Source organism: Rhodococcus sp. BP-160 (assembly GCF_019836205.1).
Taxonomy (GTDB): domain Bacteria; phylum Actinomycetota; class Actinomycetes; order Mycobacteriales; family Mycobacteriaceae; genus Rhodococcoides.
The window spans coordinates 847,969-867,351 of sequence record NZ_JABUEK010000002.1; the positions used below are offsets into that span (position 1 = coordinate 847,969).

The window sequence follows — 19,383 nt, forward strand, 5'->3', positions numbered from 1 at the left end:
TTCGCGTATCCAGGGATGCGCAAAGGGCGCACGAGGGCGCAGCCCCATCACACGCTGGCGACACCCTTGTCGAGGAACCGGTGACCGGTGACGGCCTCGGAGGTGCCCGTGCGATCGAGGTACGGCACGATGCCGCCGTTCCAGAACCCGAAGCCGCCGCCGAGGATCAGGCAGAGGTCGATGTCCTGAGCGGCCGCGACGACGCCTTCCTGCAGCATGATGTCGATCTCCTCCGCGAAGGCGCGGCGGGTGCGATCGAGCACCTGCTCGGCCGTCGACGGTGAGTCGCCCTGCGGCCACAGATCGGCGATCTCGGGGTCGACGGTCTTGGCTCCGTCGGCGCCGTAGGTCCACACCGCGGACTTCTTGTTCGCGACCATCGCCTGCAGGCCGGGGGAGTCGTGGAACCGCTCCGGGTAGTACTCGGCCATGGTCTCGCCGGTGTGCAGTGCGACGGCGGGGCCGACGAGCGAGAGCAGCGTGAGCGGGCTCATCGGCATGCCGAGCTCGCTGATGGCGTTGTCCGCGACGTCGAAGGGCGTGCCCTCGTCGATCGCGTTCATGACCTCGCCGAGGGCGCGGGTGAGCAAGCGGTTGAAGACGAAGCCGGGCTTGTCGGCGATCAGCACGGCCGACTTCTTCAGAGACTTCGCCGTCGCGAAGGCTGTTGCGAGCGTGGCATCATCGGTCTTCTCGCCGCGGACGATCTCCAGCAGCGGAAGAACGGCCACGGGGTTGAAGAAGTGGAATCCGACGACCCGCTCGGGGTGCTTCAGCTCCGCCGCCATACGGGTGATCGACAGCGACGACGTGTTCGTCGCGAGGATCGTCTCGGGGGAGACGAACTCCTCGAGCTCGGCGAAGACCTTCTTCTTCACGTCGAGGTTCTCGAACACTGCCTCGATGACCCAGTCGGTCGTCGCGAATGCGGACTTGTCGAGCGATCCGGACACCAACGCCTTGAGACGGTTCGCCGCGTCGGGGGAGAGTCGCTTCTTGCCCTGCAGCTTGTCGATCTCGGCGTGAACGTAGCCGACGCCCTTGTCGATGCGCTCCTGGTCGATGTCGGTGAGGATCACCGGCACCTTCAACTGACGTACGAACAGCAGGGCGAGCTGGCTGGCCATGAGGCCGGCGCCCACGATGCCGACGCCGGTGACCTTCCGGGCGAGGGACTTGTCGGGCGCTCCGGCGGGCCGCTTGGCACGCTTCTGCACCAGATCGAAGGCGTACAGGCCGGCGCGCAGTTCGTCGGCCATGAGAAGGTCGGCCAACGCCTCGTCCTCGGCAGCGAAGGCGGCGTCGAGCGACGCGGAGTCGGTGATGTCGGTCGACTTCGCCAGCTCGAGCAGCTGCACGGCGCGCACCGGTCCCGGTGCGTGGTCTCCCGTCTTGCCGGACACGATGGCCTTGGCGCGCGCGATCGCGTCGTCCCAGCCCTGGTCGCGATCGATCTCGGGGCGGGCGGGGGTGACGTCACCGGAGACGACCTTCGCGGCCCACAGCAGTGACTGCTCGAGGAAGTCGGCGCCGCCGAAGACCTCGTCGGCGATCCCGAGCTTCTGCGCGTCCGCAGGCTTCAGCATCCGGTTCTGGTTGAGCGCGTTCTCGATCACCACGGTGACGGCATTGGCCGGCCCGATCAGGTTGGGCAGCAACTGCGTTCCGCCCCAGCCGGGAACGAGGCCCAAGAAGGTCTCCGGGAGCCCCAGTGCCGCAGCGTTGTCCGCGACGGTGCGGTAGTGGCAGTGCAGCGCGATCTCGAGTCCACCGCCCAGAGCGGCGCCGTTGACGAAGGCGAACGTGGGCACCGTCGACTCACGCAGGCGGCGGAACACCTTGTGCCCCAACGTGCCGATCTCCAGGGCCACCGCGCGGTCGGAGATGTTCGGCACACCGTTGAGGTCCGCGCCGACGGCGAAGATGAAGGGCTTGCCGGTGACCGCGACGGCCACCGGACGTGCGGCGTACGCCGCATCGAGGGCCGCATCGAGCTCGGCGAGTCCGGCGGGCCCGAAGGTGGACGGCTTGGTGTGGTCGAAGCCGTTGTCGAGGGTGACGATGGCGACCGGGCCGTCGAGGCCCGGCACGGTGACGATCCTGGTGAACGCGTGGGTCACCACTTCGTCGGCAAAAGCTGAAGTCATGGCAATCACTTGCTTCCGTCGTAGGCGGGGTTTTCCCAGATGACGCTGCCGCCCATGCCGAGGCCGATGCACATGGTGGTGAGGCCGTAGCGGACGTCGGGACGGGTGGCGAACTGTCGGCTGAGCTGGGTCATCAGTCGAACGCCCGAGGACGCGAGGGGGTGGCCGCAGGCGATGGCGCCGCCCCACTGATTGATCCGGGCGTCGTCGTCGGCGATGCCGAAGTGCTCGGTGAACGCGAGGACCTGGATGGCGAAGGCCTCGTTGATCTCGAAGAGGCCGATGTCCTCGATCGACAGGCCGGTGCGTCCGAGCAACTTCTCGGTGGCGGGGACGGGACCGATGCCCATCACGGCCGGATCGACGCCGGCGAACGAGAAGCCCACCATGCGCATCCCGACCTTCAGGCCGAGTTCCGCGGCGGTGTCCTCGCCGGCCAGGATCGCCGCTGTCGCACCGTCGTTGAGTCCGGCGGCGTTGCCGGCGGTGACGCGTCCGGCGGGCCGGAACGGAGTCTTGAGCTTCGCCAGATCGTCCAGGGTCGTGCCGGGGCGCGGCGGTTCGTCCTCGGTGGCGAGGCCCCACCCGGCGGCGGACTTGGTCGCAACGGGAACGAGCGTCTCGCCGATGAGTCCGGCCTTCTTCGCCGCGTCGTACTTCTCCTGGCTCGCGACGGCGTAGGCGTCCGTGCGGTCCTTGGTGATGGACGGGTAGCGGTCGTGCAGGTTCTCGGCCGTGTTGCCCATGACGAGCGCACTCGGGTCGACGAGCTTGTCGGCCAGGAAGCGCGGGTTCGGATCGACGCCCTCGCCCATCGGGTGCCGGCCCATGTGCTCGACGCCGCCGGCGATGACGACGTCGTACTGTCCGAAGCCGATGCCCGACGCGGTGGTGGTCACCGCGGTCATCGCGCCCGCACACATCCGGTCGACGGCGAAACCGGGCACGCTGCGGGGGAGCCCGGCGAGCAGTGCCGACGTGCGGCCGATGGTCAGACCCTGGTCGCCGGTCTGCGTCGTGGCGGCGATGCCGACCTCGTCGACGCGCTCGGGTGGCAGTTCGGGATTGCGGCGGAGCAGTTCACGGATCGCTTTGACCACGAGGTCGTCCGCTCGGGTGTCCGCGTACATACCCTTGGGGCCGGCCTTGCCGAACGGCGTACGAACACCGTCGACGAACGCGACGCCACGACTGGACGCGGATCGAGCGGGAGCGGATTTCGGAGAAGACATGGTTCCTTCCGGCAGGCGCTGGAACGAGCCGGACGCCCGGCTCGCGCGCCCACTCTAACCCGTGCCTACTCGCCGGTAACTTCGGCCGTCCTCGACTCAGCGGCGGTCCGTAGGCCCGCTGCCACGACGGGGCCCGCCACCGCGCGCTGCCAGGGCCGCGACCCGTGCGCCTCGAGGAAACGGTCGACGAGCACGTCCTCGTCCGTCCCGTACTCCGCGACGAGAGCGGGGTGGTCCCAGCAGATGCGACGGACGAGATCGGGAGTCAGCAGGTTCTCGACGGGAATCGCGACATCCGCGGACAGGGCGGCCATCGCGTCGCGGACGGCGGACAGACGCCCGGCGGCCTCCGGATCGCGCCGCGCCCACCGACTGACCGGCGGCGGCCCCACGAAGGGCTGCGTCACCGGGGGCAGCGCATCGTCGGGAAGTGCGCGGGCGTGCTCGATCGCGTCCATCCACACGCGCGCCTGGCGACGCTGACGAGGTCCGCCGAAGACGGGCAACGCGTTCAGCTCGGACACCGTGGCGGGGTTCCTCTGCGCGGCGGCGACGATCGCGGAGTCCGGCAGGACGCGGCTCGGCGCGATGTCGCGGCGGCGCGCGAGATCGTCGCGGGCGGTCCACAGAGCGCGGACGACGGCGAGCGTCCGCGCGTTCTTGATGGTGTGGATACCGGAGGTGCGGCGCCAGCGGTCGGGCTTGGGCGGCGCCGGGGGTGCGGTGCGAATGTACTCGAATTCCTGTGCGGCCCAGTCGGTCTTGCCCTGGCTCTCGAGCTCCTCGGCCATGGCGTCACGCAACTCGACGAGCACCTCGACATCGAGTGCCGCGTAGTTGAGCCAGGTGTCGGGCAACGGTCGGGTGGACCAGTCCGCCGCACCGTGACCCTTCTGCAGCGACAGGCCCAACGTCCGTTCGACGATGGCCGCCAGACCGACACGGTCGAAGCCGGCGAGTCGGCCCGCCAGCTCCGTGTCGTACAGCGACGCGGGAGTCATGCCGAGCTCGGCGAGCCCCGGCAGATCCTGATCGGCGGAGTGCAGTACCCACTCCATGTCGTTCACGACGGCGGCGAAGCCCGCGAGCGCCTCGACACCACCGTCGCGGACCACCGGAATCGGATCGAGCAGGACGGTGCCCGCACCCCGGCGACGGAACTGCAGCAGATACGCGCGAGCCGAGTATCGGAAACCCGATGCGCGTTCCGCGTCGACGGCCAACGGTCCGGTTCCCGACGCCAGCAGCTCCGCGGCCGCTCGCACCGCGTCCGCCGTGTCCGTCAACGGCGGGACCCCCTCGCGTGGAGCGAGAAGGGGAGTCGCCTCCGGCTCGACGGCGGTGTCGCCGGAGGAGGCAGGAGAGTCGGACGTGTCGGGCATTGTTCGAACTCTAGGCTGTCCGACGATCAGGCGTCGGAGCTGCCCGAGTCGGCGCGTGCACCCAGCGCCGTGATGCCCGCCGGGGGCAGCCCCGCGGCGTAGGCGAGAACCTCACCGAACGCTTCGACGTGCACCGACAGTTCCTCGCTGAGCGCGGTCCACGAGGCTCGCAGCTCGAGCTGGTGGGCACGCGGCGGGCCGGCGATGTCCCCGTACCGCACCGAACTCGTCGAGGTGACCGTGCCGCCCAGCGCCGTCAGCGGCTCGGACCGCGCCTCGAACGCGTCGACCAGCCAACTCCACGCCACCTCGGGCAGCAGCGGATCCGACGCCAGCGACGCGTCGACATCGGCCTGGATGTAGGCGACCAGGCGCATGGTGCCGTTCCACGCCTCGTCGCCGTCCGGGTCGTACAACAGGATGAGACGCCCGAACGCGTCACCCTCGCTCTGCTCGGGCACCGACTCCGTCTCGGAGTGGCGCACCTCGGCCCCCAGTGCGTAACTGAACGGTGCCAGGCGCTGCGGAGGCCGGATCGGCCCGACCTCGATGCTCGGGTGGACCGTCGCCCGGTGCATCGCGTCGATGGCGGCGCGGAAGGGCGCAGGCTGCGAGGCGCTCTCGGACGTGGTCACGTGTGCGGACGTTAGCCGCGACCGTCGGCCCAGCGGAGGAGGCGCGCCGGGCAGGTGTGCGTCTCTGGCAGCATGGACGCCGATGAACACCATCCCTGACGCCGTCGGTCCGCGTCGAAGCCTGCCCGAAGCTCCCTTCCTCGCGGCCGCGACGGGACGGACGCCGTCGCGTCGGCCCGTGTGGTTCATGCGTCAGGCCGGTCGGTCGCTGCCCGAGTACCGCAAGTTGCGGGAGGGCACCTCCATGCTCGCCTCGTGCTTCGACCCCGAGATGGTCTGCGAGATCACGATGCAGCCGGTCCGGCGGCACGGGGTCGACGCGGCGATCCTGTTCTCCGACATCGTCGTGCCGCTCAAGGCGGCCGGCGTCGACCTCGAGATCGTGGCCGGCACCGGTCCCGTCGTGGCGAACCCGGTGCGGTCCGTGGCCGACGTGCAGTCGTTGCCGGTCCTGCAGTCGGAGCAGATCGAGCCGGTCGCGAAGGCCATCTCCCTGCTCCTGGCCGAGTTGAAGGACGTGCCCCTCATCGGCTTCGCGGGCGCACCGTTCACGCTGGCGTCCTACCTGGTCGAAGGCGGTCCGAGTCGCAACCACGAGCGCACCAAGGCGCTCATGCACTCGGATCCGCAGACGTGGCATGCATTGCTCTCGTCGCTGGCCGACATGACCATCGCCTTCCTCACCGCGCAGGCCGATGCCGGCGTCGACGCGGTCCAGCTCTTCGACTCGTGGGCCGGGGCGCTGTCACTCGCCGAGTACCGCGAGTTCGTGTTCCCCCACTCCAGCCGCGTGTTCGAGGCCATGGCGTCGGCCGGCGTGCCGCGCATCCACTTCGGTGTCGGGACGGGCGAGCTGCTCGGGGCGATGGGGGAGGCGGGCGCGGACGTCGTCGGTGTCGACTGGCGGATCCCGCTCGACGTCGCCGCTCGTCGAGTCGGTCCGGGCAAGGCTCTGCAGGGCAATCTCGATCCCGCCGTGCTGTTCGCGGGCCCCGACGCGGTGCGCCGTGAGGTCACCCGCATCGTGGGCGAGGCGGACGCCGCACTCGCTTCCGGCGCCACCGGGCACATCTTCAACCTGGGCCACGGGGTCCTGCCCGCCACCGATCCCGACGTGGTGACGTCGGTGGTGGAGCTGGTGCACTCGCTGTGACCTCGGTCGCCGTCGTCGGAGCGGGCATCAGCGGACTGGTGGCCGCGTACCGGCTGCGGCAGTCGCTGGGACCCGCCGCGCGGATCGTGGTGGTCGAGAAGGCGCCGCGCATCGGGGGCAAACTCCGGTCGGTGGACCTGGCGGGTGGCCCGGTCGACGTCGGTGCCGAGGCGTTCATCGCGCGTCGTCCCGAGGTTCCCGCTCTGCTCGACGAGCTCGGACTCGCCGACCAGCTCGTGCGGCCGTCGCCCGCCGCCCGCCCGCTCCTGCGCTCGGGCGGCGCACTGCACGGACTGCCGACCGGCACGTTGATGGGCATCCCGGCCACGTCCGACTCGGTGCGGACTCTGGTCGACGACGCCACGTGCCGCCGCATCGACACCGATCGTGACCGGCCGCTGCGGTGGACGCCCGGCGACGATGCGTCGGTGGGTGACCTGGTGTCCGAACGCTTCGGCTCCCAGGTGACCGCGCGGAGCGTCGACCCGCTGCTGGGCGGCGTCTACTCCGGGCTGGCCGTCACCACGAGCATCCGCGCAGCGGTGCCGACTCTCGCCGCGGCCCTCGACGCCGGTGCCCCGTCGCTGGTGGACGCCGTCGAGCGAGCGCGCCCGACGCCGGCGCCGGGACCGGTGTTCGGCGGACTGCGCGGTGGCTACGGCGTGCTTCTCGACGCGCTGCTCGCCGCCTCCGGTGCCGAACTCGTCGCCGCGGACGTGCGGCGGGTGACGTCCGACGGCCGGGGCGCGTGGCACGTCGACGGCGTCGGGGTGGTGGACGGCGTCGTCCTCGCCGCGCCCGCACCGCAGACGGTCTCGATGCTGCTCGACACGGCGCCCGCACTCGCGCGGGAACTCGGGGACGTGGAACTCGCCTCGTCGGCGGTGGTGGCCCTCGGGTTCGAGGACGGGGGACTACCGCAGAACTCGGGTGTCCTGGTCGCCACGGGGGAGCTCGATTCCTCCGGTGTTCCGTTGCGCGTCAAAGCATTCACGCTGTCGAGCCGCAAGTGGCCGCATCTCGCCGAGCGCGGCGGCCAGCTGGTGCGGGTCTCCTTCGGACGCTTCGGGGACGCGGACATCGTCGACCGGCCCGACGTCGACCTGGTGTCGGCGGCCCGCGCGGATCTGCGTGAGGTGCTCGGTGTGGACGAGGAGCCGACGACGACGTTCGTGCAACGCTGGCACGGCGGACTGCCGCAGTACCGCCCCGGCCACACCGACCTCGTGGCCCGCGTCGAGGACGCCGCCTCGGCGGTGCGCCGACTCGAACTCGCGGGCGCGTACCTGCACGGCGTCGGAGTTCCCGCGTGCGTCGCGACGGCATCCGCGGCGGCGGCCCGGCTGGCGGAGGCGCTGGCCTGACGGCCCGATCGGGACGGCCGGGTGGCACGATGGGTGTCATGGCACGTCTTGATTTCGAAGCACTCAATTCCACGTTGCGCTACTCGATGCACTCGGTGTTCACGGCTCGGCCGGGCGCCCTCGGTGAGGATCGGGAGGCGGTGCTCGCCGAGGTCCGCGCGTTCTTCGACGGTCTCGACGAGACCGACGTCGTGGTGCGCGGGATCTACGACGTGGCCGGACTGCGCGCCGACGCCGACTTCATGATTTGGTGGCACGCGGAGAAGATCGAGGACCTGCAGGCGGCGTACGCGCGCTTCCGTCGGTCCACGGCTCTCGGCCGCGCGTGCGACGCGTTCTGGAGCAACGCCGCGTTGCACCGCCCCGCGGAGTTCAACAAGTCGCACGTCCCGGCCTTCATCGCCGGCGAGGAGCCGGGCGCCTACATCTGCGTGTACCCGTTCGTCCGCTCGCTCGACTGGTACCTGCTGCCCGACGCGGAGCGTCGCACGATGCTCGCCGACCACGGCAAGGCGGCACGCGGCTACAAGGACGTGCGCGCCAACACCGTCCCGTCGTTCGCCCTGGGCGACTACGAGTGGATTCTCGCGTTCGAGGCTCCGACGCTGGACCGCATCGTCGACCTGATGCGTGATCTGCGTGCGACCGAGGCCAGACGTCATGTGCGGGAGGAAGTTCCGTTCTTCAGCGGACCCCGGGTGACGGTCGAGGCGCTCGTCGAGTCACTTCCGTGACCACGCCGGCCGCGGTGCTCTTCGACTTCTCCGGCACCCTCTTCCGTCTCGAGGAGGACGAGAGCTGGTTCACCGATCTGCGTGTCGGCGACGACGAGCAGATCGACGGTCATTTCCAGGCCGAGTTGATGCGCCGCATGACCCAGCCCGTCGGGTCGGTGGTCACCCTGGACGACGACGGCCACCGGGCTTGGGAGGCTCGCGATCTCGACCCCGCGATGCACCGGGCCGCCTACCTGGCAGTGCTGAAGGCGTCGGGTGTGCACCGCGTCGAGCACGCCGAGGCGTTGTACGACAAAGTGATCGACCCGTCCTCGTGGACGCCGTACCCCGACACGGCGCGAGTGCTGCACGGCCTCGCCGATCGCGGCGTTCCCGTGGCGGTGGTCAGCAACATCGCGTTCGATCTGCGCGCGGCGTTCGATCTGCTCGGCGTGCACGACACCGTCGCGCACTACGCTCTGTCGTTCGAGGTGGGCGCTGTCAAGCCCGATGCCGCGATCTTCCGTTCCGCCGTGGACGCTCTGGGCGTCGACCCGGCCTCGTGCCTGATGGTCGGCGACAGCGAGGAGGCCGACGGCGGAGCGCAGGCGCTCGCTATGTCCTTCGCGCTGCTCGATCCACTGCCGACGTCCGAACGACCGTCGGCTCTGCTCGACGCCGTGGCGGCGCACGGTCTCGCGCTCGCGTAGGGCGCCGTGACGTCCGCGCGCCGTGGGGTGCAGCACATGGCCCACTTCGGTATGTACACCGCCGACACGGACGGCCGGGACGTGGTCGCGGTCCGTCCGCCGACGGGCGACGCCGATCCGTCCCCGATCCTGGGCAACGTTCCCGGGTCGGTGACCCATCGCTCGCGTATCCGTCGACCGGCGGTGCGTCGGGGCTGGCTCGAGAACGGCCCCGGACCGTCCACCGCGCGTGGCGCCGATGCGTTCGTCGAGATGGAGTGGGACGAGTTCCTCCCCCTGCTCGCCGGCGAGCTCCGTCGAGTCGTGCGCGAGCACGGCAACGAGGCCGTCTTCGGCGGGTCGTACGGGTGGGGCAGCGCGGGCCGGTTCCACCACGCGCAGAGTCAGGTTCACCGGTTCCTGAACACCCTGGGTGGCTACACGCGGTCGGTGGGCAGCTACTCCCTCGGCGCCACCGGCACGATCATGCCGCGGGTCATGGGGACGCACTGGAAGATGTTCTCGCGCTCCACCTCGTGGGACGTGATCGCCGAGCACACCGATCTGCTGGTCGCGTTCGGCGGGGTTCCGCTGAAGAACACGTCGGTCAATCACGGTGGCACCAGCGATCATCCGACACGCGACGCGCTGCATCGCCTCCGTGCGCGCGGCGGCCGGATCGTCTCGATCTCGCCGCTGCGTGACGACACGGACGGAGCGGCGGAGTGGATCGCACCCGTACCGGGGTCGGACGTCGCCCTCATGTTGGGGCTGGCACACGTGCTCGCCTCGGAGGGGTTGCACGACACCGCGTTCCTGCAGCGGTACACCACCGGGTACGACGTCTTCGAGCGCTACCTGCTCGGCGAGACGGACGGTGTCCCGAAGTCGCCGGAGTGGGCGCAGAGTCTGACGGGCGTCCCGGCGTCGGACATCACCGCCCTGGCGCGGCGCATGGCTCGCGCCACCACGCTGGTCACCGTCACCTGGTCACTGCAGCGCATCCGCCACGGGGAGCAGGCGCCGTGGATGGGTCTCACGCTCGCCGCGATGCTCGGCGGCGTCGGTGTGCCGGGCGCGGGCTTCGGCCACGGCTACGGGTCGATGAACGAACCCGGCCTGGCACCCGTGCCGTATCCGCTGCCCACGCTTCCCCAGGGCCTCAACGGTGTGTCGACGTCGATTCCGGTCGCCGCGATCTCGGACATGCTGTTGAACCCTGGTGGGCCGTACGACGCGGACGGCACCGCGTCGACGTATCCGGACATCCGGCTGCTGCACTGGGCCGGCGGCAACCCGTTCCATCACCACCAGGACATCGGCCGGTTGCGCACCGCGCTGGCTCGCCCCGAGACCATCGTGGTGCACGAGCCGTACTGGACACCGATGGCACGACACGCCGACTTCGTGGTGCCGTCGACGACGACCCTCGAACGCGACGACCTGAGCTGCACCCGCAACGACCCGCTGCTCGTGGCGATGCAGGCCGCCGTCCCGCCCTTCGCCGACAGCCGCGACGACTACGACACCTTCGCGCTGCTCGCGCGAGAGCTCGGCGTCGAGTACGACTTCACGGAAGGTCGCTCGTCCGCGGACTGGCTGCGGCACCTCTACGACCAGTGGCGACGTTTCGTGTCCGATGCGGGGCGGGTGACGCCGCCGGTGTTCGACGAGTTCTGGACCGAGGGAACGTTCCGGATGGACACCGAGGACGGTCTCACGCTGCTGTCCGATTTTCGCGACGATCCCGAGCGGGCCCCCTTGCGGACACCGAGCGGGCGCATCGAGATCTTCTCGGCCGACATCGAGTCGTTCGGCTACGCCGACTGCGGGGGACACCCACGGTGGTACGCACCGGACGAGTGGCTGGGCGGTGAACGCGCACAGGCGTTCCCGCTGCACCTGATCGCGAACCAACCGCGGACCCGGTTACACAGCCAACTCGATCACGGGGCCGTGAGCCTCGCGTCGAAGATTCAGGGCCGGGAACCGATGCGCATGCATCCCGCGGACGCCGCAGCGCGCGGACTCCGCGACGGCGACGTGGTGCGGGTGTTCAACGACCGTGGCTCGTGCCTCGCGGGGCTCGTCGTCGACGATCGCCTGCGCGAGCGCGTGGTGCAACTGTCGACCGGCGCCTGGTACGACCCGCTCGATCCGTCGGACCCGCGCTCGATGTGCGTGCACGGCAACCCGAACGTGCTCACCGCCGACCGCGGCACGTCGTCGCTCGCGCAGGGGTCCACCGGCCAGCACGTCCTGGTGGACGTCGAGAAGTGGACCGGCGAACTGCCGCCGATCCGCGCGCACGATCAGCCGGAGTTCGTCGATCGTGGGGACGTGCGTCAGAAGTAGACGCGGCTGATGACCTGGGCGACCAGCGCGGGCTTCGTCGCACCCTCGATCTCGATGGTCGAGTCGACGGTCATCTGCACCGCTCCGCCGTCCAGCCGATCTGCTGCGGCGAGGACGGCCGTCAGACGAACGCGCGACCCGACGAGCACAGGATTGACGAAGCGAACCTTGTTGCTGCCGTAGTTGACTCCCATCGTGGAGTTCTCGACCGTGTAGGTCTGCCAGGACAGGGCCGGCAGCAGGGACAGCGTGAGGTACCCGTGGGCGACGGGACCACCGAAGGGGCTCTCCTTCGCGGCGCGCTCGGGATCCACGTGGATCCACTGGTGGTCGCCGGTGGCGTCGGCGAACTGGTTCACGCGCTCCTGCGTGATCTCCAGCCAGTCGCTGGTGCCGATGGTCTCGCCGAGGGCGGACACGATGTCGTCCGCGGACGTGAAGGTACGCATGTAGCCGACACTAGCGGCGGCGAGCCGTTCTGCACAGAACCTCTGTCGGGGCGCCACATCCGGCCCTGCGGACCCGGCCTGTGTGCAGGACGAGCGCAGTACGATGCGCCCATGACGTCCCACCCGGAACCCACCGGCCTACTCGAGCGCGCCGAGACGGGTGTCGATCTCGTGCTGGAGCGCGTCCTGGACGTACCGATCGACGACGTCTGGGACAGTCTCCCCGTCAGTGAGCGCACCGCGCGGTGGTACGGCAGCTGGGAGGGAACGCCGGGAGCCGGCAGCACCGTGCGAGTGACGATGGGGTTCGAGGAGAACGCACCTGCCTCCGACCTGACGATCCTGGCGTGTGACGCGCCGAGGTATCTCGCACTGGAGTCCGACGGGTGGACGTTCGACGTGACGCTCAGGACCACGGGAGACGGGACCACGCTGATGTTCCGGCACCACCTGACGACGACGGACGGCCTCGAGGACATCGGCCCGGGATGGGAGTACTACCTCGACATGCTGGTCTCCACACACACGGAAGGATGGTCGCCGTCCTTCGACGACTACCACCCGTCCCAGTGTGGGTACTACGGCTCACTCAGCCCTTCGGCTCCAGCGTGAGCGAGATCGAGTTGATGCAGTACCGCTGATCGGTCGGGGTGGGGTACCCCTCGCCCTCGAAGACGTGGCCGAGGTGACTGTGGCAGTTGCTGCACAGGACCTCGGTGCGCTTCATGCCCATCGACCGGTCGACCTTCAGGATCACGGCGTCGGTGTCCTTGGGATCGAAGAAGGACGGCCACCCGCAGTGGGACTCGAACTTCTCGGTGCTGCGGAACAGTTCGGCGTCACAGGCGCGGCACTTGTAGACGCCCTCGGTGGTGGTGTCGGTGTACTCGCCGATGAACGGCCGCTCGGTGCCGGCCTTGCGCAGCACTGCGTACTCGGCTGCGGTGAGCTTGGTACGCCACTCGTCGTCGGACAGCTCGAACGTGGGCTTCTTCTCTGGTGCGGAACTCATGCCTCCACGCTAATGCGTGGCCGCGGTTCCCGCTGTCGTCGCAGGTACAGGCTTCGGTGAGGTCGTGTTCTCGTCGAGCAGGAACGCCGGATCGATGCCGCCGTCCAGCCGGCCCTCGCGTCGCGCGGTGAGATAGCGACCGACGAGCACGGCGAAGATCACGACGATGATCAGCGACCAACCCCACGTCGTGCGGAGGTACTCGATGGAGCGCCCGAACTCCGGGAAGCGGCCGACGAGCCAGCTGTCATAGCTGAGGAACCCGTACACGGCGAGCCACGCCGGCCAGTTGCGCATCACCGAGTTGCGCAGCACCACCGACATGATCAGCGGGAACAGCATCATCGAGTAGTACATCTGGCCGAGCGACGCGAGCAGGAACGATGCGACCAGCAGCAGCCCACCCGCGGTGGTCACGAAGAACAGCTCGTCGTGGCGGTAGTACTTCCACAGCAGCCACAGGGACACGAGCACCATCACGGCGAACACGGCGCGGAGCGCGAGCACCAGCGCGGTGGGCAGTCCGTAGTAGAGGCCGTTGCCGACGATCGCGCTGTTGAAGTAGTCCCGCGTCTCGAGGAGATACGGCACCGTGTGGGAGACGAAGGCCATCGGGTCGACCGACAGCGGGAGGGCGAGCAGCGTCAGGACGACGGGGATACCGACGGCGGTGACGAAGACGCGCCACTCCTTGCGGACGAGCGGCAGCAGAAGCAGCGGTGCGAGAGTCGGTTTGACGGCGATGGTCAGGCCGATGGCGGCGCCGGACCAGTACGGGTGCCGCCTCAACAGCAGCATCATGAACAGCACTTCGCCGAGCAGGATCAGGCCGTTGATGTTGGTGAAGATCAGTGTGTTGGTGACGGTCTCGGTGGAGAACGCGGCGAGCAGCACCACCGGTGCGGCCACCGACGACAGGCCGAGCTCGAACATGCGCAGTAGCAGGTAGAGCGCGACGATCACGGCGACGGCGTTGACCCCGATGAACAACCAGCGCGAGCGCTCGGGGTCCAGCACGGCCAGCGGCGCGATGATCAGCGTCCCGCTCGGCGGATAGAGATAGTGCGGGTCGACCGAGTCGAAGTTCGCCGTGTAGACCTCGCGCCGGTTCAGAAATGCCAACGCGGCGTTGTAGACCGGGCGGAAATCGTCGGTGATGTTGCCGTTGACGGCCTTGACGATCACGCGATTGAGGACCGTCAGGATGGCGATGGGCCACAACGCGAAACGGATCACCTGCGCGGTGGTCTCACCAGTTCGCGGTTCGAGATGACGGAACGACACCCGGAGACGGTACCCCGGCAACTAGGCCGGACACGCATTACCGCCTTCCGGCACGTCGCCCGTTTCGAGGTACGCCGCGACGGCCGCGCGCCCGCACCCCGAGCCCACCGACACGGGGTGTCCGATGCCGTCCCAGGTGATCGTCGTGGTGGCCGCGCCGGCCGCGCCCAACGCTCCCGTGACCGCCGGAAGCGGCTCCGTACCGGTGACGGCGTCGGCGTTCCCGCTGAGCACCAGGACCGGGAGCCCCAGGGTGGAGGGGACGGGCGGCGGGGTGGTCGCCGGCCACGCCGAGCAGGTGAGCAGGTTCAACGCCGCCGTCGCACCGAAGGCCGGGTACTGGCCCGACCACGACGTCTGCAGCTCCCGGACCCGGTCGGGCGCGGGCCACTGCTGGCCGTCGGTGCAGCGGCTCACGAAATGACCGTCGGTCTCGGTCAGGGCACGCACCTCGTCGACCGCGTCGTCGAGTGCGGTGGTGTTCCCGGCGAGCGCACCTGCCACCGTGTCCGACGTGGAGCGCACCCGCGCGGCGCCGTCGGCGGTGGACGGATACGCCAGCAGGTGGACGACTGCCTGTCGAACGGTGGCACCGGACAGCGGTGCGAGATCACCGGCGTCGGCGCGGCGGAACAGCTCCACCACCTGTGAGCGCGGATCCGCCCCGAGCGAGCATCCGACGGCGGCGCATCGGGTGGCGAACGCCGTCAGGGCGGCCTCCTCCCCGCGCACGGTCTGCTCGGCGCTGGTGACGGCGTCGGTGATGACGCTGGTGGGGGAATCGAGCACGAGACGGGCGACGTGGTCGCCGTACGCGGCCGCGTACCCGAGCGCGACGAGGGCGCCGTTGCCCGATCCCAGGAGCGACAGGGCACGCACTCCCCACGCCTCCCGGAGCGCCTCGAGGTCGTCGGCGCTGTTGGTGACCCCGAAGATGAGTGCCTCGGGAAGCAGGAAGTCGGTACACGCGATCGTCGCGTCGCGGGCGAGGGTCGCGACCTTGTCCGCCGCGTCGGTGCCGGGTGAGTACTGCCCGAGGTCGGTCAGCGCGTCGCGGGTGGACGTGGCACCCGAGTAGCAGTCGAACGGCGCGGAGTTGCCGATGCCGCGCCGATCGACACCGACGATCGGGTGGGCGTCGAGGAGCGCGGTGTCCGGCTGCGCGGCGAGCGCCGCCATGTCCGCGGACGACGGTCGATCGGTGCCGGACGTGTAGACCAGCGGCGCCGCGTCCGCCGGCGTGGCGGCCGTGCGCACGCGGACTGCGGAGAGTTCGAACGTGCCGTCCGAGGCGACGGTGCGGTCGATGGGAGCGGGGAAGGTCGCGCAGTCCACCAGCACTCCGGGCGCGGCCGTGACCCCGCGAGCAGCGGTGGTGCGGGCCGTGCAGTCGGTCCAGTTCAGGTCGGTGACCGGTGCCTCGAGGGGGCGTGGCCCCTCGTCGGTGGGTTCGGTCGTCGCGGGCCCGCCGTCGGACCCGGCCGATCCACCCTCGATCGCCACGTCCGGACGGGTCGACGGTCCGGCCCCGCACGCGGCGGCGACCACGACGACGGCCGTCAGGGCGGCGAGCCGTGACCCGAACCTCGACATCTGCATACGTTCAGCGTGCCATCTCGCGCGCCCGCACCCAGCGCACCAGGATGGTCCCGTCGTCGTCGAGCAGGATGTGGCCCGGGGTCATCGGGCGGTCGACGGCGGCATCGGACGTCGCCATCCGGCCCGAGGTCCCGGCGCTGAGGGTGGGCGAGGTGGTCACGCAGACCTCGTCGACGACATCCGCGGCGAGAAGCGACCCGAAGAGTCCGGGCCCGCCCTCGCACAGCACTCGCTGCAGGCCGAGGTCCTGCAGCAGCGCGACCACGACGTCGCCGGTGAGGTCGCCGTCGGCGCGGACGACGGTGAGCCCGGCGTCGCGCAGTGCCTGCACCTTGTCCTCGGGCGCGTGCGAGGTGGTCAGCACGATCGGCGGCACCTCCGCGCCCGTCACCACCGTCGACTCGGGATCGACGCTCGCGGAGCCGGTCACCACGACGATCGGAGGGACCTCGCTCTGACCCCGCGCGGTGCGCGCGGCGCGCACCGCGTCGGACACCTCGACACCTCCGTAGTTCTCTGCCGTGACGGTGCCCGAACCCACCAGGACGGCGTCGGCGAGCGAGCGGAGCTCGCCGAAGACCGCCTTGTCAGCAGGGGTCCCCAGTCCACCGGACACCCCGTCCTGCGACACCGCACCGTCGATGCCCGCCACGAAGTTGACGCGGATCCAGGGGGAGTGGAGCTCGGCCGGATACGCGTAGAGATCGGTGAGATCGTCGTCGGTCACTGTGAGGTAGGTCCCATTATCGATACGCTGCACAAAAGCCATCACACCACGTCGTTAACCTCGTCCCATGCCACAACGCCTCGTCGACCGCGATCCCGTGGTGCCCGCCGACCAGCTGATCGCCCAGATGGTGCCGCCGGCGATGTTCGACGACGTGAGTTTCGCGTCCTACATCCCGGACCCGAACGAGCCGACGCAGGCCGAGGCCGTGCGCAAGGCGGAGGAGTTCGCCGGCAAGGTCGCGAAGATCCGGTCGGGCGGGAAGCGCGGTCTGTTCGGCAAGAAGACGCCGGCCTCCGGCGCAGGTCTGTACCTCGACGGTGGGTTCGGCGTCGGCAAGACCCACCTGCTGGCGTCGATCTTCCACGCGTCGCCGGAGCCCAAGGCGTTCGGCACCTTCGTCGAGTTGACGCACGTCGTCGGAGCTCTCGGATTCACGAAGGCGCTCGACGAGCTGTCCGGTCACAGCGTGCTGTGCATCGACGAGTTCGAGCTCGACGATCCGGGCGACACGATGTTGGTGTCTCGGTTGCTCACCGAGTTGGCCGCCAAGGGCGTCTCCATCGTCGCGACGTCCAACACGCTGCCCGGCCAGTTGGGCGAGGGTCGCTTCGCCGCTCAGGACTTCCTGCGTGAGATCAAGAAGCTCGGCTCGATCTTCGAGTCCATTCGTGTCGACGGTCCCGACTACCGGCACCGCGACCTGCCCCCGGCTCCGGACCCGATCGGCGCGGACCAGATCGAAGCCGCCGCGGCGGCCGTCGAGGGATCGACGCTCGACGACTTCGACGCGCTGGTGAAGCATCTGAGCACCCTGCACCCGTCGCGCTACGGGAAGTTGATCGAGGGTGTCACGGCCGTCTTCATCGAGAACGTCCACGCGGCACCCGACCAGTCCGTGGCGCTGCGCCTCGTCGTGCTGGCCGACCGCCTGTACGACGCGGGTACGCCGGTCACCGTGTCGGGTGCGAAGCTCGACGAGCTCTTCACCGAGGAGATGCTCCAGGGCGGATACCGGAAGAAGTACCTGCGCGCGACGTCGCGTCTGCTGGCGCTCTCGCGCTTCGCCTCCGTCTGAGTCGCTACCGTCCGAGTCGGCGTCAGGTGAGGTCGCGCTGCATGACGAAGTCCTCGTGCAGCACGGCTCCCAGCGCGAAACGCTTCTCTCCCAGCTGCCGGAAACCGCTGCGCCGATAGAACGCCAGCGCGCGGGCGTTCTGCTGGTTCACTCCGAGCCACAGCGCGCTGCGTCCGAGCCGTCGAGCCTCGTCCGCGGCCGACTCCATCAGTGCTGCAGCAACTCCCGTGCCGTGGGCGGCGGGGTCGCTGTACATCTTGCTCACCTCCACGGCGTCCGTGGCCGTGAGGGCGCTCGACACGTCCGGGTCGGTCGACGCCGACAGGATCAGCATCGTGTACCCGACCAGTGCCGTGCCCTGCGGAGCGACCCGCACGATGCGCTCGTCGTCGTCGAGGTAGGTGCGGAACGCCGACTCCGACAGCACGGTCGCCACGAAATGGTCGATGTCCTCCTGCAGCGTTCCGGGTGGACACGCCAGGGGGAAGGTCCGTCCCGCCAGATCGGCGAGGGCCGGCACGTCGGCGTGCGTGGCGCGTCTCGTGGGCTGTGTCGCCACCCGTCAGGCCGATCGAGGGTGGGCGGCGTGGGGGCGGTCCGTCGCCTCCACGGCGTCCACCACGTTCTTCGCTTGTCGCAGAGGCATTCCCGTGCGATCGCGCAGCAGCGACATCGCCTGCGCCGGCTTGCGCGCGTGCACCAGAGCGGCCACGGCGGTGTGCGTCTCGGCGTCGACGGGATGACGGTCGACGGTCTCCGTCCGTGCGGCGGCGGTGCGGTGTCGCAGCGCGAACCAGGTGACGACGACGGCGAGATCGATGACCACGAGAGCCACGACGAACCAACCCCAGGTAGGCATGAGGCAAGTCAATCACCCTGCGCCGGACGCACACGGCGATTCGGGTGATCGGCGGGCGATCGCCGTTGTGTCTTCTCACTCCCGACGTCCGAGACGTGTCGTTCACGACACCGGACGATCGGGTAGGCGGAGGATGAACGACGAACGATGGCGCGGGGTCACGACGCCGCAGCGTGGCGACGACGAGAGGATCGACATGAGCGAACAGATGACGGTGCAGTACTTCACGGGTCGCGTGGACCGGGTCAAGGCAGCGGTTCAGAAGGCCGTCGACGAGGCGGGCGCGTACGGCAGCGATCAGCTGGTGGCGGATTTCGAGTGGATCCAGTACGCCCACGATCACGTGCACGTGACGACGCGCGACGAGGTGGACTACGTCGACGACGAGACGACGACGCGGCACCTCGACGAGCTGTTCGAGCGGTACCGAGTGGGATGAGGCGGAATGCACGAAGCCCCCGTCCGAGGACGGGGGCTTCGTGTGGTGGTGCGCGATACTGGGATTGAACCAGTGACCTCTTCCGTGTCAGGGAAGCGCTCTCCCGCTGAGCTAATCGCGCGGGACCCGGTGACGGGTGACGAGGTGGAGACGGGAATCGAACCCGTGTGCACGGCTTTGCAGGCCGTTGCCTCACCACTCGGCCACTCCACCGTGGTGACGAGAACCCCGGCTCGTGAGAACCGGGGGACTCGATACCCTCG

General features: G+C 69.6%; 19 protein-coding genes and 2 tRNA genes. 8 read left to right on the forward strand and 13 right to left on the reverse strand.

All coding sequences use genetic code 11. The features are described from left to right. Positions 1–47 precede the first annotated feature (47 nt). From HQ306_RS10435 to HQ306_RS10450, 4 genes are all read right to left on the reverse strand, one after another. Complete coding sequence (locus HQ306_RS10435; RefSeq protein ID WP_261769375.1) at positions 48–2,147, reverse strand: 3-hydroxyacyl-CoA dehydrogenase NAD-binding domain-containing protein; 2,100 nt, start codon at positions 2,145–2,147, stop codon at positions 48–50. Between the two features lie 5 nt (positions 2,148–2,152). Continuing rightward, positions 2,153–3,379: a thiolase family protein gene (locus HQ306_RS10440; protein ID WP_027505200.1), complete on the reverse strand. Its 1,227-nt coding sequence runs from the start codon at positions 3,377–3,379 to the stop codon at positions 2,153–2,155. 65 nt (positions 3,380–3,444) lie between these two features. Further along, positions 3,445–4,761, reverse strand: a complete 1,317-nt coding sequence (locus tag HQ306_RS10445; protein WP_222630982.1) for a ribonuclease D — start codon at positions 4,759–4,761, stop codon at positions 3,445–3,447. A 26-nt stretch (positions 4,762–4,787) separates the two neighbouring features. Beyond that, positions 4,788–5,396, reverse strand: a complete 609-nt coding sequence (locus HQ306_RS10450; protein ID WP_027505202.1) for a DUF3000 domain-containing protein — start codon at positions 5,394–5,396, stop codon at positions 4,788–4,790. 82 nt (positions 5,397–5,478) lie between these two features. Here HQ306_RS10450 and hemE point away from each other — a divergent pair, with 82 nt between their 5' ends. The 5 genes from hemE to HQ306_RS10475 are packed head-to-tail and all read left to right on the forward strand — an operon-like array spanning position 5,479 to position 11,673. Continuing rightward, the gene (hemE, locus tag HQ306_RS10455; RefSeq protein WP_222630984.1) at positions 5,479–6,549 is read left to right on the forward strand and encodes a uroporphyrinogen decarboxylase; all 1,071 of its coding nucleotides are present in this window, start codon (positions 5,479–5,481) and stop codon (positions 6,547–6,549) included. Beyond that, positions 6,546–7,913, forward strand: coding sequence for a protoporphyrinogen oxidase (locus tag HQ306_RS10460; RefSeq protein ID WP_222630986.1), 1,368 nt, complete (start codon positions 6,546–6,548; stop codon positions 7,911–7,913). Before hemE ends, HQ306_RS10460 begins: the two co-directional genes overlap by 4 nt. A gap of 38 nt (positions 7,914–7,951) precedes the next feature. After that, positions 7,952–8,647: a hydrogen peroxide-dependent heme synthase gene (gene hemQ, locus HQ306_RS10465; RefSeq protein WP_222630988.1), complete on the forward strand. Its 696-nt coding sequence runs from the start codon at positions 7,952–7,954 to the stop codon at positions 8,645–8,647. Continuing rightward, on the forward strand, positions 8,644–9,339 hold the full coding sequence (locus HQ306_RS10470; protein ID WP_222630990.1) for an HAD family hydrolase: 696 nt from the start codon (positions 8,644–8,646) through the stop codon (positions 9,337–9,339). Before hemQ ends, HQ306_RS10470 begins: the two co-directional genes overlap by 4 nt. Before the next feature lie 36 nt (positions 9,340–9,375). Further along, positions 9,376–11,673: a molybdopterin-dependent oxidoreductase gene (locus HQ306_RS10475; RefSeq protein WP_222630992.1), complete on the forward strand. Its 2,298-nt coding sequence runs from the start codon at positions 9,376–9,378 to the stop codon at positions 11,671–11,673. Here the strand turns inward: HQ306_RS10475 and HQ306_RS10480 are convergent. Further along, positions 11,664–12,122 carry a MaoC family dehydratase gene (locus tag HQ306_RS10480; RefSeq protein WP_056444801.1) on the reverse strand — a complete coding sequence of 153 codons (459 nt, stop codon included), beginning with the start codon at positions 12,120–12,122 and terminating at the stop codon, positions 11,664–11,666. The genes HQ306_RS10475 and HQ306_RS10480 overlap by 10 nt on opposite strands. Positions 12,123–12,233: 111 nt before the next feature. Here HQ306_RS10480 and HQ306_RS10485 point away from each other — a divergent pair, with 111 nt between their 5' ends. Next, entirely contained in the window at positions 12,234–12,734 is a 501-nt protein-coding gene (locus HQ306_RS10485; protein ID WP_222630994.1) for an SRPBCC domain-containing protein, read from the forward strand. Here HQ306_RS10485 and msrB read toward each other — a convergent pair. The 4 genes from msrB to HQ306_RS10505 are packed head-to-tail and all read right to left on the reverse strand — an operon-like array spanning position 12,712 to position 16,786. After that, complete coding sequence (msrB, locus tag HQ306_RS10490) at positions 12,712–13,134, reverse strand: peptide-methionine (R)-S-oxide reductase MsrB (RefSeq protein WP_222630996.1); 423 nt, start codon at positions 13,132–13,134, stop codon at positions 12,712–12,714. The genes HQ306_RS10485 and msrB overlap by 23 nt on opposite strands. A 9-nt stretch (positions 13,135–13,143) precedes the next feature. Further along, positions 13,144–14,418 carry a glycosyltransferase family 87 protein gene (locus tag HQ306_RS10495; RefSeq protein ID WP_222630998.1) on the reverse strand — a complete coding sequence of 425 codons (1,275 nt, stop codon included), beginning with the start codon at positions 14,416–14,418 and terminating at the stop codon, positions 13,144–13,146. Between the two features lie 21 nt (positions 14,419–14,439). Next, the gene (locus HQ306_RS10500) at positions 14,440–16,017 is read right to left on the reverse strand and encodes an alpha/beta hydrolase (protein WP_051613205.1); all 1,578 of its coding nucleotides are present in this window, start codon (positions 16,015–16,017) and stop codon (positions 14,440–14,442) included. A gap of 4 nt (positions 16,018–16,021) precedes the next feature. After that, positions 16,022–16,786, reverse strand: coding sequence for a pyrimidine reductase family protein (locus tag HQ306_RS10505; RefSeq protein WP_081821184.1), 765 nt, complete (start codon positions 16,784–16,786; stop codon positions 16,022–16,024). A 25-nt stretch (positions 16,787–16,811) separates the two neighbouring features. Between HQ306_RS10505 and zapE the strand changes: the two genes are divergently transcribed. Beyond that, positions 16,812–17,822 (forward strand): cell division protein ZapE, encoded by a 1,011-nt coding sequence (zapE, locus tag HQ306_RS10510; RefSeq protein WP_027505213.1) that lies wholly within the window; start codon positions 16,812–16,814, stop codon positions 17,820–17,822. Between the two features lie 22 nt (positions 17,823–17,844). On the opposite strand, the gene HQ306_RS10515 is transcribed toward zapE, so the two are convergent. Both HQ306_RS10515 and HQ306_RS10520 read right to left on the reverse strand, forming a co-directional pair. Then, a complete protein-coding gene (locus tag HQ306_RS10515; protein ID WP_027505214.1) occupies positions 17,845–18,381 on the reverse strand; it encodes a GNAT family N-acetyltransferase in 537 nt (178 codons plus the stop codon). A 3-nt stretch (positions 18,382–18,384) separates the two neighbouring features. Next, positions 18,385–18,681 carry a hypothetical protein gene (locus tag HQ306_RS10520; RefSeq protein ID WP_162246766.1) on the reverse strand — a complete coding sequence of 99 codons (297 nt, stop codon included), beginning with the start codon at positions 18,679–18,681 and terminating at the stop codon, positions 18,385–18,387. Positions 18,682–18,877: 196 nt separating this feature from the next. Here HQ306_RS10520 and HQ306_RS10525 point away from each other — a divergent pair, with 196 nt between their 5' ends. After that, positions 18,878–19,120: a hypothetical protein gene (locus HQ306_RS10525; RefSeq protein WP_162246765.1), complete on the forward strand. Its 243-nt coding sequence runs from the start codon at positions 18,878–18,880 to the stop codon at positions 19,118–19,120. A gap of 46 nt (positions 19,121–19,166) precedes the next feature. Here HQ306_RS10525 and HQ306_RS10530 read toward each other — a convergent pair. Next, positions 19,167–19,241, reverse strand: a tRNA-Val gene (locus HQ306_RS10530). A 21-nt stretch (positions 19,242–19,262) separates the two neighbouring features. Next, positions 19,263–19,333: transfer RNA gene (locus HQ306_RS10535), tRNA-Cys, on the reverse strand. Between the last annotated feature and the right edge of the window lie 50 nt (positions 19,334–19,383).